General features: G+C 62.3%; 16 protein-coding genes. 9 read left to right on the forward strand and 7 right to left on the reverse strand.

The window, feature by feature from the left end:
* The first annotated feature begins 46 nt into the window (after positions 1–46).
* Both phaR and HV670_RS18450 read left to right on the forward strand, forming a co-directional pair.
* The gene (gene phaR, locus HV670_RS18445) at positions 47–694 is read left to right on the forward strand and encodes a polyhydroxyalkanoate synthesis repressor PhaR (protein WP_175106256.1); all 648 of its coding nucleotides are present in this window, start codon (positions 47–49) and stop codon (positions 692–694) included.
* Positions 695–1,404: 710 nt separating this feature from the next.
* The gene (locus HV670_RS18450; RefSeq protein ID WP_175106258.1) at positions 1,405–2,541 is read left to right on the forward strand and encodes a porin; all 1,137 of its coding nucleotides are present in this window, start codon (positions 1,405–1,407) and stop codon (positions 2,539–2,541) included.
* A 59-nt stretch (positions 2,542–2,600) separates the two neighbouring features.
* On the opposite strand, the gene HV670_RS18455 is transcribed toward HV670_RS18450, so the two are convergent.
* Both HV670_RS18455 and HV670_RS18460 read right to left on the reverse strand, forming a co-directional pair.
* The gene (locus HV670_RS18455) at positions 2,601–2,948 is read right to left on the reverse strand and encodes a hypothetical protein (RefSeq protein ID WP_175106259.1); all 348 of its coding nucleotides are present in this window, start codon (positions 2,946–2,948) and stop codon (positions 2,601–2,603) included.
* Positions 2,948–3,757 (reverse strand): AraC family transcriptional regulator, encoded by an 810-nt coding sequence (locus tag HV670_RS18460; protein WP_175106261.1) that lies wholly within the window; start codon positions 3,755–3,757, stop codon positions 2,948–2,950. Before HV670_RS18460 ends, HV670_RS18455 begins: the two co-directional genes overlap by 1 nt.
* Before the next feature lie 306 nt (positions 3,758–4,063).
* Here HV670_RS18460 and HV670_RS18465 point away from each other — a divergent pair, with 306 nt between their 5' ends.
* The gene (locus tag HV670_RS18465) at positions 4,064–4,231 is read left to right on the forward strand and encodes a hypothetical protein (protein WP_175106263.1); all 168 of its coding nucleotides are present in this window, start codon (positions 4,064–4,066) and stop codon (positions 4,229–4,231) included.
* Positions 4,232–4,492: 261 nt separating this feature from the next.
* Complete coding sequence (locus HV670_RS18470; protein ID WP_175106264.1) at positions 4,493–4,978, forward strand: universal stress protein; 486 nt, start codon at positions 4,493–4,495, stop codon at positions 4,976–4,978.
* A 148-nt stretch (positions 4,979–5,126) separates the two neighbouring features.
* Here the strand turns inward: HV670_RS18470 and aceA are convergent, their stop codons facing one another.
* A complete protein-coding gene (gene aceA, locus HV670_RS18475) occupies positions 5,127–6,440 on the reverse strand; it encodes an isocitrate lyase (protein WP_175106266.1) in 1,314 nt (437 codons plus the stop codon).
* Positions 6,441–6,839: 399 nt separating this feature from the next.
* On the opposite strand from aceA, the gene HV670_RS18480 reads away from it, so the two are divergent.
* Entirely contained in the window at positions 6,840–7,034 is a 195-nt protein-coding gene (locus tag HV670_RS18480; RefSeq protein WP_175106267.1) for a YqaE/Pmp3 family membrane protein, read from the forward strand.
* Positions 7,035–7,175: 141 nt separating this feature from the next.
* Here HV670_RS18480 and HV670_RS18485 read toward each other — a convergent pair whose 3' ends face one another.
* Positions 7,176–8,660: a DEAD/DEAH box helicase gene (locus HV670_RS18485; protein ID WP_175106268.1), complete on the reverse strand. Its 1,485-nt coding sequence runs from the start codon at positions 8,658–8,660 to the stop codon at positions 7,176–7,178.
* A 413-nt stretch (positions 8,661–9,073) separates the two neighbouring features.
* Positions 9,074–9,340 carry an acyl-CoA-binding protein gene (locus tag HV670_RS18490; protein ID WP_175106269.1) on the reverse strand — a complete coding sequence of 89 codons (267 nt, stop codon included), beginning with the start codon at positions 9,338–9,340 and terminating at the stop codon, positions 9,074–9,076.
* A 185-nt stretch (positions 9,341–9,525) separates the two neighbouring features.
* Here HV670_RS18490 and tsaB point away from each other — a divergent pair, with 185 nt between their 5' ends.
* Genes tsaB through HV670_RS18510 form a run of 4 tightly spaced genes read left to right on the forward strand, consistent with a single transcriptional unit; the run spans position 9,526 to position 12,770 of the window.
* On the forward strand, positions 9,526–10,263 hold the full coding sequence (tsaB, locus tag HV670_RS18495; protein ID WP_175106271.1) for a tRNA (adenosine(37)-N6)-threonylcarbamoyltransferase complex dimerization subunit type 1 TsaB: 738 nt from the start codon (positions 9,526–9,528) through the stop codon (positions 10,261–10,263).
* A 32-nt stretch (positions 10,264–10,295) separates the two neighbouring features.
* Positions 10,296–10,751, forward strand: a complete 456-nt coding sequence (gene rimI, locus HV670_RS18500) for a ribosomal protein S18-alanine N-acetyltransferase (RefSeq protein ID WP_175106355.1) — start codon at positions 10,296–10,298, stop codon at positions 10,749–10,751.
* Complete coding sequence (locus HV670_RS18505; RefSeq protein ID WP_175106273.1) at positions 10,738–11,760, forward strand: uracil-DNA glycosylase; 1,023 nt, start codon at positions 10,738–10,740, stop codon at positions 11,758–11,760. Before rimI ends, HV670_RS18505 begins: the two co-directional genes overlap by 14 nt.
* Positions 11,757–12,770, forward strand: a complete 1,014-nt coding sequence (locus HV670_RS18510; RefSeq protein WP_246257670.1) for a DUF1853 family protein — start codon at positions 11,757–11,759, stop codon at positions 12,768–12,770. The genes HV670_RS18505 and HV670_RS18510 overlap by 4 nt, the downstream gene beginning before the upstream one ends.
* Here the strand turns inward: HV670_RS18510 and thiD are convergent.
* Positions 12,755–13,567, reverse strand: a complete 813-nt coding sequence (thiD, locus tag HV670_RS18515) for a bifunctional hydroxymethylpyrimidine kinase/phosphomethylpyrimidine kinase (protein ID WP_175106275.1) — start codon at positions 13,565–13,567, stop codon at positions 12,755–12,757. The two genes, HV670_RS18510 and thiD, sit on opposite strands and share 16 nt — an antisense overlap.
* 28 nt (positions 13,568–13,595) lie before the next feature.
* Positions 13,596–14,903: a lysophospholipid transporter LplT gene (gene lplT / locus HV670_RS18520; protein ID WP_175106277.1), complete on the reverse strand. Its 1,308-nt coding sequence runs from the start codon at positions 14,901–14,903 to the stop codon at positions 13,596–13,598.
* Positions 14,904–14,921 lie beyond the last annotated feature (18 nt).

Here is a 14,921-nt window from a genome sequence, read left to right on the forward strand (position 1 = left end):
CTGTGCAGCCTTATTGAATGTTGAGCGCTGTGCTGAAAGGCTTCGAATGACGACGACAAAGAAAACCGGCGAACGACTAATCAAGAAATATCCGAATCGCCGGCTATATGACACTGAGACCAGCACTTACATCACGCTGACTGACGTCAAGCAACTCGTGCTCGAGCAGGAGAATTTCCGCGTCGTCGATGCCAAGTCGACCGAAGACCTCACGCGCAGCATCCTGCTCCAGATCATTCTCGAGGAAGAGAGCGGTGGCGTGCCGATGTTCTCGAGCTCGATGCTTTCGCAGATCATCCGCTTCTATGGTCATGCGATGCAGGGGATGATGGGCACCTACCTCGAGAAGAATATCCAGGCGTTTATCGATATTCAGAACAAGCTGACCGAGCAGTCGCAGGGTTTGTACGACACCGCGGGTCATGGCGACATGTGGTCGCAGTTTATGAACATGCAGGCGCCGATGATGCAGGGGATGATGACCAGTTACATCGAGCAGTCGAAGAACATGTTCGTGCAGATGCAGGACCAGATGCAGACGCAGGCCAAGTCGATGTTCACCAACTTCCCGTTCCCGGGCGCCCCGGGTGCCCCGGGCGTTGCGCCGCGCGGCACGACGGCTCCTGCCGAACCTCCTCCGCCCGACGTGGAAGAAGGTGAGGACGAGGAAAAAGAAGGCGGCAAGGGAAAGTAAAAGCGAAGCGAAGGTGAAGGGCAGGCTGCAGTCCGAAGCGAGGCAAAAGTATAAAAAAAATCGCAGCTTCGGCAGGGCGCATCGCTCGATGTGCCTGTCGCGCGGCACTCGGCGTGGCGTCCGACACGAGACTTCCTGGCTTACCCGGAACGGCGCGGTTCGGTCTGTCAGCCGACTACTTTGAAAGGACGACACTTTGTCGTCCTTTCTTCATTTTGCAGACCCGAATGTGCTCACCGAGCAACACCATTCTGGGATAAGCCCTCCCGAATCACGGTAAGGAACGATCAACGACGGTGCCAGAGCACGTTCTGCACCGGGTTGACACGCGCCAGTCATCGAACCCATATGCCGTGCGTCGCGCAACCGGCGTGAAATGGTTTTCTTACGTTTTCATTTCACGAGGAAATCAGGACTTACCCGGATCCATCCGGTCCAGGGTGGCCTCCTACGATTCGCTTCGCGGGAGGCGTCGAGCGTCCGGTGGGTTGCACGGGGCAGGCGCGAGATGCCATCCGGCTGGCGATTTGACACCTCCCGCAGTGCGCAGCGCTATTGATTTTCGATTTGACCCGGACCGTTTTCGGCCGGGCGGATCCGATGGCGCCAGGGGTCGACGGACATGCCGCGAAACATGAGGCACGTCCGCAAGCGCACGGGCTAGTTCGACCATGCGATTCGACAAACACAAAAAACTGGGAGGTTGTTCCATGAAGAAGTCGTTTCTGGCGTTCGCCGCCGGCTGCGTTGCGGCCGGCTCCGCGTCGGCGCAGAACAGCGTCACGCTCTACGGGGTGCTCGACGAGGGCGTGACCTATGTCAACAACGTGGTGGGCTCCGATCACCAAGGTCATTCACTCGTGGCCTTGCAAAGCGGGGTGCTCCAGGGCAGCCGCTGGGGCCTCAAGGGCGCTGAAGATCTTGGCGGCGGACTCAAGGCCATCTTTCAACTCGAAAGCGGCTTCAACATCAACAACGGGAGCAGCGGCCAGGGTGGCCGGCTGTTCGGGCGCCAGTCCTTCGTCGGTCTCTCGAGCGACCATTGGGGAACGCTGACACTCGGCCGTCAGTACGATTCGGTCGTGGACTATGTCCAGCCGGTCACCATGAACGGCAACTGGGGCGCGATGTTCTCGCATGCGGGCGACATCGACAACAGCGACAACGGCTTTCGCATCAACAATGCGGTCAAGTACGCGAGCCCGAACCTGTCGGGTCTGGAATTCGGCGGCCTGTACGCATTGGGCGGCGAATCCGGCAACAGCACCCTTTCGCTGGGCGCGAGCTATGCACGCGGTCCGCTGTACCTGGGCGCCGGCTATCTCTATGCGAAGAATCCCGTGCAGCAGTTCGACGACGGCAACTGGACGGACTTCGGCAACGATCCGTTCTTCGGTCTGCTTGGTGAGCCTTCGGACATGCAGGTCATCGGTGGCGGCGGCACGTACGCATTCGGTCCCGCCTTGCTCGGTGCCAACTACACGAATTCGCGCTACCGCGATTCGATTGGTGGCGCGACCGCGCGCTTCGACAACTATGAACTCTGGGGCCAGTACCAGCTGACGCCCGCCGCGGTGCTCGTCGCCGGCTATACGTTCACTCGTGTGCATCAGGACGCGGTGTATGGCGATAGCGTGCCCAAGTACGGCCAGATCAACCTGATGGCCGACTATGCGCTATCCAAGCGGACCGATGTCTATGTCCAGGGGATCTGGCAGCGTGCCTACAGCTCGGATCCGTCGACCGGTCAGCCTATGCCCGCATCGATCTACACGGGTTCCCCGGGTAATATATCGTCGACCAACAACCAGGTCTCGGCTCGCTTGGGGATTCGCACGAAATTCTGATGCCGGTACCGGGCCGCGGCCCGGTTCCGGTTCAGCTCAGAGTTGGACTCAGTTCCGCTTCAGCTTCGGCTCTTGCGGAGCTGTTCTTCGAATGCGAGGTCGAGCTTGCTTGCCTTGCTGGGCTTGGGTGGGCCCAAGCCGTCGACGAACGCGACAAAAGCGTCGAGCGGCAACGGTCCACAAAGCTTGGCCGGGCTCCTGGCGCCAGGCTGTCCGGCGATCTGCTGCGCACCGGTATCGACATTCGCCGCACCGACACGGGTGTCGGCACGTGTATCGGCACCCTTGTCGGCACCGCGGTCGATCAGATAGAACAACCCCCCTGACAGGCTGACGGCCGCGTAGCCAGGGTTGCCGCTGCGGGTCTTGAGGCGCTCGACGGCGTAGGTGGCACGGGTGGAACGCATCAGGGTTCGGTCCTTGAATCGGCATCGCGTGCAAAAAATTCGCGTGGGCTCTTGCCGAACGCGCGGCGAAACATCGCCGTGAACGCGCTCTGGCTGGTATAGCCGAGCTCGTGGGCGACTTGTGATAGTGACATACCTTCGCTGAGAAGCGGTATCGCATGCGCGAGCACCGCCTGCTGACGCCATTCTGAAAAACTGCTGCCGAGTTCGCTGCGAAACAGGCGCGAGATGGTGCGCACGCTCGCGCCGACATCGAGTGCAAGCTGTTCGAGCGAATCGCCAGCTGCCGGGTTTGCGATGATCGCCGCACAAAGTGCGCGCAGGCGCTTGTCGGTGGGCAACGGCACGCCAAGGGGCAAGGGCTTGGATCGCAGGAGTTCGTCGATGATCAATTGGCCCAGGCACTGTTCGCGTTGCGTCGGCAGCGCCGCGTCGTCGTCGATCGCCACGATCAACTCGCGCAGCAAGGGCGACACTTCGAGTACCCGGCACGCATCGAGCGCCGCGGGCGCAACCGACTCGTGGACGTAGAGCGTACGCAGATAGGCGGGCTCGACGATCTGGGCATCGTGGACCACATTGGCGGGAATCCAGATCGCCCGTGAAGGTGGGACGATCCATGTCGTGTCGTCGACTGCAATTCGGATGGTGCCGCGCGAAGTGTAGGCGACTTGTGCCCAAGGGTGGAGATGAAGGCCGAAGCGCACGCGCGTGTCGACCGAACGGCTGCGCACCCGCACCGGATGCGCGGCAGTTGGCGCATAGCGGGGCGGGATGTCGAACAGGGGGGCGAAGGAGGCGTCGCTCATGCTCGCACTTTATCGGCTGCGGCCGAGAATGCCAATCAGGCTGGCCGAATCGGGCCGCCAGCCCGGACGGGCAAGGTCAAGACCTCGGGCTCCCGGGCGCCGGACGCCTGCGACAGCTCGCGTAGACGACAGGATTTCAATCGGCTTACACGACAATTGTGACGTGTCATGTCGGTCAAAAAAGCGCGTTGCGGCGAGACGACGGATGTAGTGAAACTAAAATAATTGCTGCAATGCACTAGACAGGAAAGGGAAAACCCTTATAATTGTGGATAAGGGAAAACCCCTACTTACTGGAGCAGCCAAATGCAAATTTTCGTCATCTACCAAACGATCGTTTCGTACATCAAGTCGGTCCGTGATTCGTTCGAATCGCCGCATCTGCCGATGGACTCGGACTACTCGTACGAAGCCCGTCAGCGCGAAGCAGAACGTCGCCGCAGCTCGCAAGCGATTCGTATCCTGGGTCTGTAATGTACGGTTGTACACGATGAAGGGCAGTGTTGCGGAATGCCGCGCTGTCCTTATCGTGAGCAGTAAAGGAGTGATAGGAGATTGCCTTCCAGGCTCGGCCATTCCGGGCATCCGGTAATTTCCGAGATCGGGATGTTTCCGAATGCGCCAGCGAAAGTTCCGCTCACGTGCTACGGACATACCTGGTTGCAGTCCCCCGCCCAGCACCTATGCTGCAAGCAGACGCGTCGTTTTCGCGGAGCTTCAGTCAAGGGGGGCGACATGTTTCGGCATATCCTGATTCCGACCGACGGCTCGGCGCTGTCTCAAATGGCAATCGATGGCGGCATCGAACTTGCGCGTGCACTGTCCGCGCATGTGACCGCTTATGCGTGCCTGCCACCTTATCCCTATACCCCGTTCTCCGAAGTCGTTATCGAGCCGCCTGCTGAATATCAGCAACGTGCCGAGCAGGAAGCTCGCGACCATCTGCACACCGTGGAAGACGCGTGCGCGGCCGCGGGTGTGCCTTGCACCGCGATTGTCTCCGTTCATCCCGCGCCTTATCAGGGCATTATCGAGACTGCCGAGAAATATGGGTGTGACTTGATCTTCATGGCCTCTCACGGTCGCCGGGGTCTTGGCAGCCTGCTGATCGGCAGCGAGACGCAAAGGGTGCTCACGCACACGCAGATTCCCGTGATCGTCTACCGGGAGGCGCGGGCTATCGCAAGCCGCAAGCTCAAGCGGCTCAAGGCGGAGACCTGACGAGAAGAACAAGCACAAGCACAAGCACAAGCATAAGCATGAGCGAAGGAAGCCATGCCCGGGATAACGGGCATGGCTTCCTTCGTATCAAGTCGGCCTTTTTGTCAGCCGGCCTTGGTCGCGCGAGCCTCGATGAGAGGGTCGTCCATCAAGCCGCTTTCTCGATCTTCTTGTCGAAGAACTGTTCGTCCTCGGTCGACCCGTGCAGTGCCGTGGTCGATGCGTCTCGTTCGACTACCTGCGTGACGGCATCGAAATACCCCGTACCGACCTCGCGCTGGTGCTTGACCGCGGTAAAGCCCTTTTCGGCCGCGTCGAACTCGGCCTGCTGGAGTTCGACGAACGCGCTCATCTGCTGACGCGCATAGCCGTGTGCGAGATTGAACATCGAGTAGTTCAGGCTATGAAAGCCGGCGAGCGTGATGAACTGGAACTTGTAGCCCATCGCTCCGAGTTCGTTCTGGAATTTCGCGATGGTTGCGTCGTCGAGGTTCTTCTTCCAGTTGAACGACGGCGAGCAGTTGTACGCGAGCATCTTGCCCGGGAACTCGCGATGGATCGCCTCGGCAAACTTCTTCGCGTATTCGAGATCGGGCTTGCCGGTTTCACACCAGATGAGGTCAGCGTAGGGGGCATAGCCCAAGCCCCGCGAGATGGCTTGCTGGATTCCGGGGCGCGTCCGGTAGAAGCCTTCGATGGTGCGTTCCCCCGTCAGGAACGGTTTGTCGTTGTCGTCGACATCCGAAGTGATTAGGTCGGCCGCTTCCGCATCGGTTCGTGCGACGAGCAGTGTCGGCGTGCCCGATACATCGGCGGCAAGCCGCGCCGCGACGAGCTTGGCCACCTGTTCGCGGGTCGGCACCAGCACCTTGCCGCCCATATGGCCGCATTTCTTGACCGACGCCAGCTGGTCTTCGAAGTGCACGCCCGCGGCACCCGCTTCGATCATCGCCTTCATCAACTCGAATGCATTGAGCACGCCGCCGAAACCGGCTTCGGCATCGGCGACGATCGGCGCGAAATAGTCCAGGTAGCCTTCGTCGCCGGGGTTTTTGCCTTCCTGCCACTGGATCTGGTCGGCACGCGTGAACGTGTTGTTGATCTTTTTGACGACGAGCGGCACCGAGTTCGCGGGATACAGTGACTGATCCGGATACATTTCGCCCGCGAGATTCGCGTCTCCCGCGACCTGCCAGCCGGACAGGTAGACGGCCTTCAGGCCCGCCTTGACCTGCTGCATGGCCTGGTTGCCGGTCAGCGCGCCGAGCGCATTGACGAAGGGCTCTTCGTTGAGGAGCGCCCAGAGCTTTTCGGCGCCGCGTTTCGCGAGCGTATGGTCGACCTGCACCGAACCGCGCAGGCGAACCACGTCTTCAGCACTGTAGCCTCGCTTGATTCCTTTCCAGCGTGCATCGTCGGTCCATTGACGTTGTAATTGCTGAGCTTCCTGTTGACGAGTCATCTCTCTTCTCCTTGGTGGTTTCAGCTTGCATTGGCCGGTTGTCGCAATCTGCAGGTCGCGAACTCTTGTATAAGAGTCTAGGGGCGTCAGGAGAAATGAATAGATGCTTTCTTTAAGGATGATTAAATAAAATAATTTATATTTATCAAAGAGGTATACACATTATTTCATAATGTGGCGTGACCTTCTTCATCGCGCAACCCCTCACGTTGTGCCACGCAGCAGAGGTTTTGCGGGCCGGGATCTCTTTCCGCATTACGAAACATTCAAGATCGGATTAAAGCGCTGGAAAGTCGTGTGCGCGGAGAGAAACTGTGTGCGCCGCTGTGGCAGATGACGGAGTCTGGACGGAGCCTCTTGCGCACAGTATCCTGATGATTCCGACCACAGGACTGCCCTATGCGTTTATTGCTCGCGCTCATTCTTCCCTGGCTTCAATTTTTCACGATCGGCCGCCCGATCTCGGGGATCGTTTGCCTGATCCTTCAACTGACCGTGATCGGCTGGATTCCCGCCGCGATCTGGTCGGTCTATGCGCTGAGCGAATATTCGACCGACAGAAAGATCGAGCGCGCGCTTGGACCGCGCCGATAGCATCGCCAGCGTAGGTCGCAGCACAAAAAAATGGCGCCCCTCAATGAGGGGCGCCATTTTCATATTCATCGCCCGGAGCGGGAGTCCGAATCAGCGTTCGGATGTCTCGAACCGGGCTAAGCCTTCACACAGGGTGCTGGCTTAACTGTGACGCGAGAAACCGCCACGGCCACCGTTACCGGTGCCGCCGCCACCAGAACGGCGCGGGCCGCCGGCCGAACTACGCGGCTTGCCGAAACCCGAACCGTTACGATTGCCTGCCGGACGGCCGCCCGGACGTGCGCCGCCATTGGTCGGCGGTGCGCGGCGCGGTTCGAAACCGGCCACGACATTCACAGGCAGGGGCTGGCGCGTGAAGCGCTCGATGCGCTTGACGGCCTGGAATTCGGCATGATGGACCAGGCTCACCGCGGTACCCGTGCGGCCGGCGCGGCCGGTACGGCCGATACGGTGAACGTAGTCTTCGGCGAACTTCGGCAGATCGTAGTTGAACACGTGCGTGATGCCCGGCACGTCGATGCCGCGCGCAGCCACGTCGGTGGCGACGAGCACGCGGACCTTGCGTTCACGCAGTGCACGCAGCGTGCGGTTGCGCGCGCCCTGGGGCAGGTCACCATGCAGCGCGGCCGAGGCAAAACCGGCATCGGACAGACGGCCGGCGAGTTGGTCGGCTTCGCTCTTGGTCGCCGTGAACACGATGGCTTGATCGAGTTCGCGATCGGACAGCAGATGCTCGAGCAGGCGATCCTTGTGTGCACGGTCGTCGACCCAATGAATCGATTGCGTGATGTTTGCCGGTGCGCCGATCGTACGCGTGATTTCGATACGTTCGGGATTGCGTAGCAGACGTTCGGTCAGCGAACCAATCTTGCCGTCGAGCGTGGCCGAGAACAGCATCGTCTGACGTTCGGGCGGGGTCAGAGCGACGATCGATTCGATATCGTCGACAAAGCCCATGTCGAGCATGCGGTCCGCCTCGTCGAGCACGAGGATCTGCAGTTGCGACAGATCGATCTTGCCGCGTTCGAGGTGGTCGAGCAGACGACCCGGCGTCGCAACGAGGATTTCAGGATTCTTCGACAGCAGTTCGAGCTGCTGACGATAGGGCACGCCGCCGAGAATGCTGACGCAGCGCAGGCGGCGCAGATGCTTGCCGTAGGTCGCGGCAGCCGTGGTGACCTGCAGCGCGAGTTCGCGCGTCGGAGTCAGCACGAGCATGTTCGGGCGAGCCGGCTGAGGTGCCGGGCGGCGCGGACGGCCGTCGGCGGTGGTGCCGGCATTCGCTGCGGGAGCACCATTCGTGCGCTTGCCGCCGTCGCGCTGGAATGCGGCAAAACGTTCGATCGCGGGCAGCATGAACGCGGCGGTCTTGCCGGAGCCGGTCGGGCTCGAGACCAGCAGGTCACGGCCAGCCAGTCCGGCGGGAATCGCACGAGCCTGGACGCCGGTCGGTGCCGTGTAGCCGGTCGCGGTCAGCGCCGAGACGATTTCGGCCGACAGGCCAAGATCGGCAAAGGTCGGGCCCGACGGGGCCGCGGCGGCGACAATGATCTCAGCGCCGGCGTTTTCAGCTTTGCCAAGAGCCAGTGCGGCAACAGCGTCGAGCGGGGATTGATTCGAATTCATTCAAGCAGCTTCCAAGGTAGATCAGCGGCTAGCGCAAAAAGGGCGTCGGCGCCAATCAATACCCCGCTCGCTGGATCTGACGAACAGATCGCAAGCAAACGAGCACGCCCGCGACACGGCAGGACAGCGGCCGGGCGGAGACGATCTAGAAGCTGTAACGGATGCAAAACGGCGCGGAAACCCGCTAATACCGTTGCCAGCGCAAACGTCCGTCAGGACGATTCGGTTTGCACATCAGGTGCAGACCACGCCGGAGCAGGAAGGGACAGTTTCTAAGGATTGGAGCAAAACGCGATGTCGCGGGCAACACGGGTAGAAACCCTGTGTCGAACGCAGGGCGCATTGTAGCTTGGTTTGCTGCGACGCGCCACGGTGGCCCATGGTTTTTTTAACGAGATATGACACTTCGCTTTTTATTCGGCGCCTGCCTTCAGTGATTCGACGAGTTCCACATATTGGGCTTTTGCTGTGTCCGCAGGCGTGCCCTTGAGCGCGGCCCAGGCCTCGTGTTTGTAGCGGCCGACCCGATCGAACGCACCAGGCCTCTCGTCACTCGCATCGCCTTGGGTGGCCTGCTTGAACAGGGCGTACAGACGTAGCAGCGTCAGGTTGCCCGGGCGACTGCCCAGAAGGGTGACGTCGTGTTGCGCTTGTTCGAACTGTTGGTGCAGATCGCTCATTGCAGAGATCCGGGAAAGATGAGGAAGACGGCGCCTGAACACGGTGGCCGTAGACGGCAAGGGTGCCTTGCAACGCTTGCGCTGATAGTATCAAGACGACCGGCGGGCAGGCTGGAGCGGACCCTCCAAATGCGCCGCGACCGGTGCCGCCCGGTAATGTGCGTTCGCGCATTACAATACCCGCCATGAACCGGACTGCCTTGCTCGCTCTCGACACCTCGACTGAATTCTGCTCTGTGGCGCTTGGCGTCGCGCAGGAGGACGCGGTCGCGTTTTCCGCTCTACATGTCCGGCACGAGAAGACAGGCTCCGTCTCCAGTTCGCGGCTGCTGCCCGCCGTATTGGAGGTGCTGGCTGAAGCGGGGCTGCGCCTCGATGCGTGCAGTGCGATTGCATTCGGCGCGGGTCCGGGCTCGTTCACGGGCTTGCGAACCGCGACGGGGGCCGCCCAGGGCCTCGCGTTCGGCGGCGGCCTGCCGGTCGTGCCGGTCAGTACGCTGATGGCCTGTGCCGAAGCAGCCCGCGGCGCGGACGCCGGCGCGGACCGGGTCCTTGTCGCGATGGATGCGCGGATGGATGAAGCCTACTGGGCGCTCTACGAATGGTCGGCATGGGTGGGAGAGTGGGCCGTGATCAGCGCACCGGCGCTCGCGCGGCCCGAGGCGATCGCGGTGCCGGCGCAGCCGTTCACGCTGGCCGGCAACGCCCACGCGGCGTTCGGCGAACGTCTGCACGCCGCGGCTTGTGCACGCGTGATCGATGCACAGGCGCTGCCGCATGCCGGACCGGTCGCCGCGCTCGGGCTGCGTGCCTGGCGGCGTGGCGAGGCGGTTGCGCCGGCGCTCGCCGCGCCCGACTATATTCGTGACAAAGTTGCGCAGACCACCGCCGAACGTGAGGCGGCCCGAGCGGAGCCGACGTGAGCGCCGACCTGAGCTATCGATACATCTCGCGGATGTCCCCGGCCGACCTTGCCGAAGTCACGGCGGTCGAGTCGGTGGCCTATGATTTTCCATGGACGCGTGGCAATTTTGAAGATGCGCTGCGCAACGGCTATATCGGCTTGTGCATGCGCGATGTTCGCGGCGAGCTCATCGGCTATTGCGTGCTGATGCCGGTGGTCGACGAAATGCATCTGCTCAATCTCTGCGTCGCTCCGGCGGCGCAGGGCAAGGGTGCCGGCCTTGCGTTGCTGGTCGAGGCCGTCCGGGTCACGCGTAATGAAAAACTGTTCAGCGTGCTGCTCGAAGTGCGTCCGTCGAACCAGCGTGCCGTCAATCTCTACGAACGTTTCGGCTTCGACGCGATCGGACGCCGCCGCAATTACTACCCAGCCGCCCAACGCAAGCGCGAAGATGCGATCGTGATGCGGCTGACCCTTTCGCAGGAGGCGAGCGATGTCGCAGCATGATCCCTTGCTCGCCGAGCTCGGCCTTGCTCCGCTGTGGGTGCGTCGCGAGCGCGCGGTGAGTCCGGTCGCAGCCGCTCCGGCCGACGTGTCCCGGGACGCAGGATCTCAGGTAGCGGCGGCGGTGGCGCAGCCATCAAAGGGGAGCGTCGTCGAGGTCCGCCGCGACAGGCCGTCCGAGGCCGAGTCGTCCGACGTCGAACCGTTTGCCATGCAGTCGGACGCTACGCAGTTGGACGTCAAGCCGTCCGATGTCATACGATCCGGCGCCACGCCGTCCGATCTCATGCGACCCGGCGCTATGCCGTCCGACGCCATGCCATCCGACGCGATCCCCTTCGATGCATTCGACGTGCCGGACGACTTCGCCGGCTATGAATCGGCGGCATTCGAGCGCGTCGACTTCGTTGCGCCGACCGATTTCGACCTACCGACCCAACCATCCGTTGCGACGCTCGATTTCAGCGCGCTGCGCGAGCGCGTGGCCTCATGTACCGCATGCGGGCTCTGCGAAAAACGCACGCAGACGGTATTCGGCGTCGGTGACGAGCAGGCCGACTGGATGATCATTGGCGAAGCGCCGGGCGAGAATGAAGACCGCCTCGGCGAACCCTTCGTCGGACAGGCCGGCAAGCTGCTCGACAATATGCTGCGCGCCGTCATGCTGAACCGGACGCAGAACGTCTACATCGCCAATGTGATCAAGTGCCGGCCGCCCGGCAACCGGAACCCGCAACCCGACGAAATCGCGCGTTGCGAGCCGTATCTGAAGCGGCAGGTGGCCCTGGTCCGCCCGAAGCTGATCCTTGCGCTCGGCCGGTTTGCCGCGCAGGCCCTGCTCAAGAGCGACGCGTCGATTTCCTCCCTGCGCGGCCGCGTTCATCAGTACGAGGGTGTACCGGTGATCGTGAGCTATCACCCTGCCTACCTTCTGCGCAGCCTGCCCGAAAAGAGCAAGGCCTGGGCCGACCTTTGTCTCGCCCAGGCGACCTTCCTCAAAGCGGCGAGTTGAACCGCGCCGCGGCGTTCGCGGCGGCGATGGCGACGCTGCGCGATGCGGCCGTACGGGATCTTGCATGGCTGCTGCTTGCCCCGCGGCTGCTATCGGAATCCTCGTTCGGTTCGCTGCTCGCGAACGGCCCTGTCGAGGACGATCTGCTCGACTGGCTCTACACGCTCGATGCCGACCCGGCACCCTTGCGTCTCTCACTTGCCGGGCTGCGGACCCAGCGTGTCGGCCACTATGCCGAAAGGCTCGTGCACTTCGTCCTGAGTCATTCACCGCACTTCAGGCTGATCGCGGCGAACCTGCCTCTGCGATTGCAGAAGCAGACGGTCGGCGAATGCGACTTCCTGCTCGAGAATCTCGAGGGTCATCGGCTCCATTGGGAACTCGCGGTCAAATGCTATCTGTACGTCGAGCCGACACACGCCAGTGCGAAGCATGACGATCCGCTTGCGAGCTTCGTCGGTCCGGCGCTGGGGGACCGGCTCGACATCAAGCTGCGCCGCATGCTCGAACACCAGTTGCCTTTGTCGGGACGGGTCGACTATACGGCTTTGCTGCCGCCGGGCCCCTGGCGTGCGCAGATGTGGGTCAGCGGCTGGCTGTTCGATCGTTTCGATCAATGGCATGCGGGAAGGGCATTGAACATCGATCCCAGGCTCGCGCCGGACTTGCTCAGCGGATTCTGGGTGCCGAGGCGTGCATGGTCCGACGTCAGCGCGGCGCTCGGCGCGGATGGATGGACGCGCTTACCGCGGCTGCGCTGGATCGCACCGCTTGCCGAACCCGATCAGAGCTTCTGCGACGTCGAAACGATGAGCAGGCGAATCGAAACCGCGTTCGCGCAGTCGCCTGTCGTCGACGCCGAGCGTCAGAAGGCGCGCGATGATCCGTTTGCGATTGCCGCGTGGAAGAAGGAAGCGGACGGCCGCTGGCATGAGATCGCGCGCGGCTTCATCGTTGCCGATGACTGGGAAGAGCGCGCCATCGCGTTTGCCGCTTACCACCACCGGTGAAAGTGATGGACCGGTCCGATTCCCGAGCCGACGCTGAGCCGGTCGGCATTTTCGAGGGCGCCACTTAGATAGGCCTTGGCCTCGGTGACCGCCTCGACGAGACTGCCTGCACGCGGCAGGAGCGCCGCGATCGCCGCTGACAAGGTGCAGCCGGTTCCGTGCGTATGGCGCGTCGCGATGCGCCGCCCCGTGATCCGCTGCCGCCCGCTCTCGTCGAACAGCCAGTCCGGACTTTCGTCACCGCTCAAATGGCCGCCTTTGAGCAGCACGGCTAGCGTGCCTAGCGCGCGCAGGGCTTCGGCCTGGCGTTGCATGCCGTCTTCGTCGGCCGCCTCGGCTTCGCCAAGCAGCGCGGCGGCCTCGGGCAGGTTCGGCGTGATCAGGGTCGCGAGCGGCAAGAGCTCGTCGCGCAACGCGCTGATCGCGTCGGGCAGCAGCAATGCGTGGCCACTCTTGGAGATCATGACGGTGTCGAGCACGATGTGCGCCGGCCGGTAGCGCCGCAGGGCCGCAGCCACCGCGCGGACGATATCCGCATTCGCAAGCATCCCGAGCTTGACCGCGTCGATGCGCAGGTCGCCGAACACCGCATCGAGCTGCGCGGTGATGAATTCGGCGGGCGGCGCATGGACGGCCGTGACGCCGTGGGTGTTTTGCGCGGTCAGCGCGGTGATCGCCGACGCGCCGAAGACGCCGAGCGCGGAGAAGGTTTTGAGATCGGCCTGGATGCCGGCACCGCCGCCGGAATCGGAGCCGGCAATCGTGAGGACATTCGGAATCGTAGCGGTGGTAATCATTCGGATCGGTGAGGCCAGTGCGGATGGTCTATCGAAACTCGTCGCCAAGCAGCGACAGAGGGTCGCCCATGCGCTGGTTGCGGCGATGCAGCCGCATGATCAGCGTCATCGAGAGCACCACGAACAGGCTGAACAGCACGATCACATAGGTCACGGGAACATTGAGCCAGACCAGCACCGCGTAGAGGCACAACATCACGAGGATCGACAGGTTTTCGTTGAAATTCTGCACCGCGATCGAATGGCCCGCCGAGAGCAGCAGATGGCCGCGGTGCTGGAGCAGGGCGTTCATCGGCACGACAAAGAAGCCTGAGAGGGCACCGATGAAGGTCAGGAACACATAGGCGATCAGCATATAGATCGGGATGCGCAGATGGCCGAAGTGAATGACCCAGTCCGGCGGAAACAGATCGCGTGTGTAGAAGGCCATCAGCATGACCGACCCACCCATCACGACGCCCGCGGGCAGCACGGTCAGAGAACGCTTCAGCGGCACCTTCGCGGCGGCGACCATCGCACCGATCGCCACGCCGATCGCGACAAAGGCCTGCAGCACGGTGCCCTCGGAAAGGGTCAGTCCGAGCGAGCTTTCGGCCCATTTGAGTACGATGAACTGAAGTGTCGCGCCCGCACCCCAAAGCAGCGTCGTCACGGCGAGGGAGATCTGGCCGAGGCGGTCGCGCCAGAGCGCGTTGAAGCAGTCGGCAAAATCGGAGATCAGTCGCAGCGGGCCATGCTGCTGGCGCGGGTAGCGCGCACCGGTATCGGGAATGCCGAGGTTGAACAGGGCCGCCGTCACATAGATCAGGGTGATCACGAGTACCGACGCGTGCGCGGCCGTGACACCCGCCGGCAAATAGGGCAGAAGGAGGCGCTGCGCGACGTGGGGACTGATGAGCGCACCGCCGAGCACAGTGCCGAGAATAATCGAGCCGACGGTCGTGCCCTCGATCCAGCTGTTCGCCGCGACGAGGCGCTCGGGCGGCAGCAATTCGGTCAGTATCCCGTATTTGGCCGGCGAGTAGGCTGCCGCGCCGAATCCGACGATGGCGTACGCGATCAGGGGGTGTGCACCCGCGAACATGGTGATGCAGCCGATGACCTTGATCGTGTTCGTCAGGAACATGACGCGCCCTTTGGGGCGCGAGTCCGCGAACGCGCCGACGAAGGCGGCGAGCACGACGTACGACAGGACGAAAAACAGTTTGAGCAACGGCGTCATCCACTGCGGAGACTGTAAGTCAGTCAGTAGCGCAATCGCAGCGATGAGCAACGCATTGTCGGCGAGCGAGGAGAAAAACTGCGCCGCCATAATGGTGTAAAAGCCTTTTTTCATCCTGATGCGTGTGCGTTC

Origin of the sequence: Pararobbsia alpina, assembly GCF_902859895.1 — a bacterium.
GTDB classification, from domain to species: domain Bacteria; phylum Pseudomonadota; class Gammaproteobacteria; order Burkholderiales; family Burkholderiaceae; genus Pararobbsia; species Pararobbsia alpina.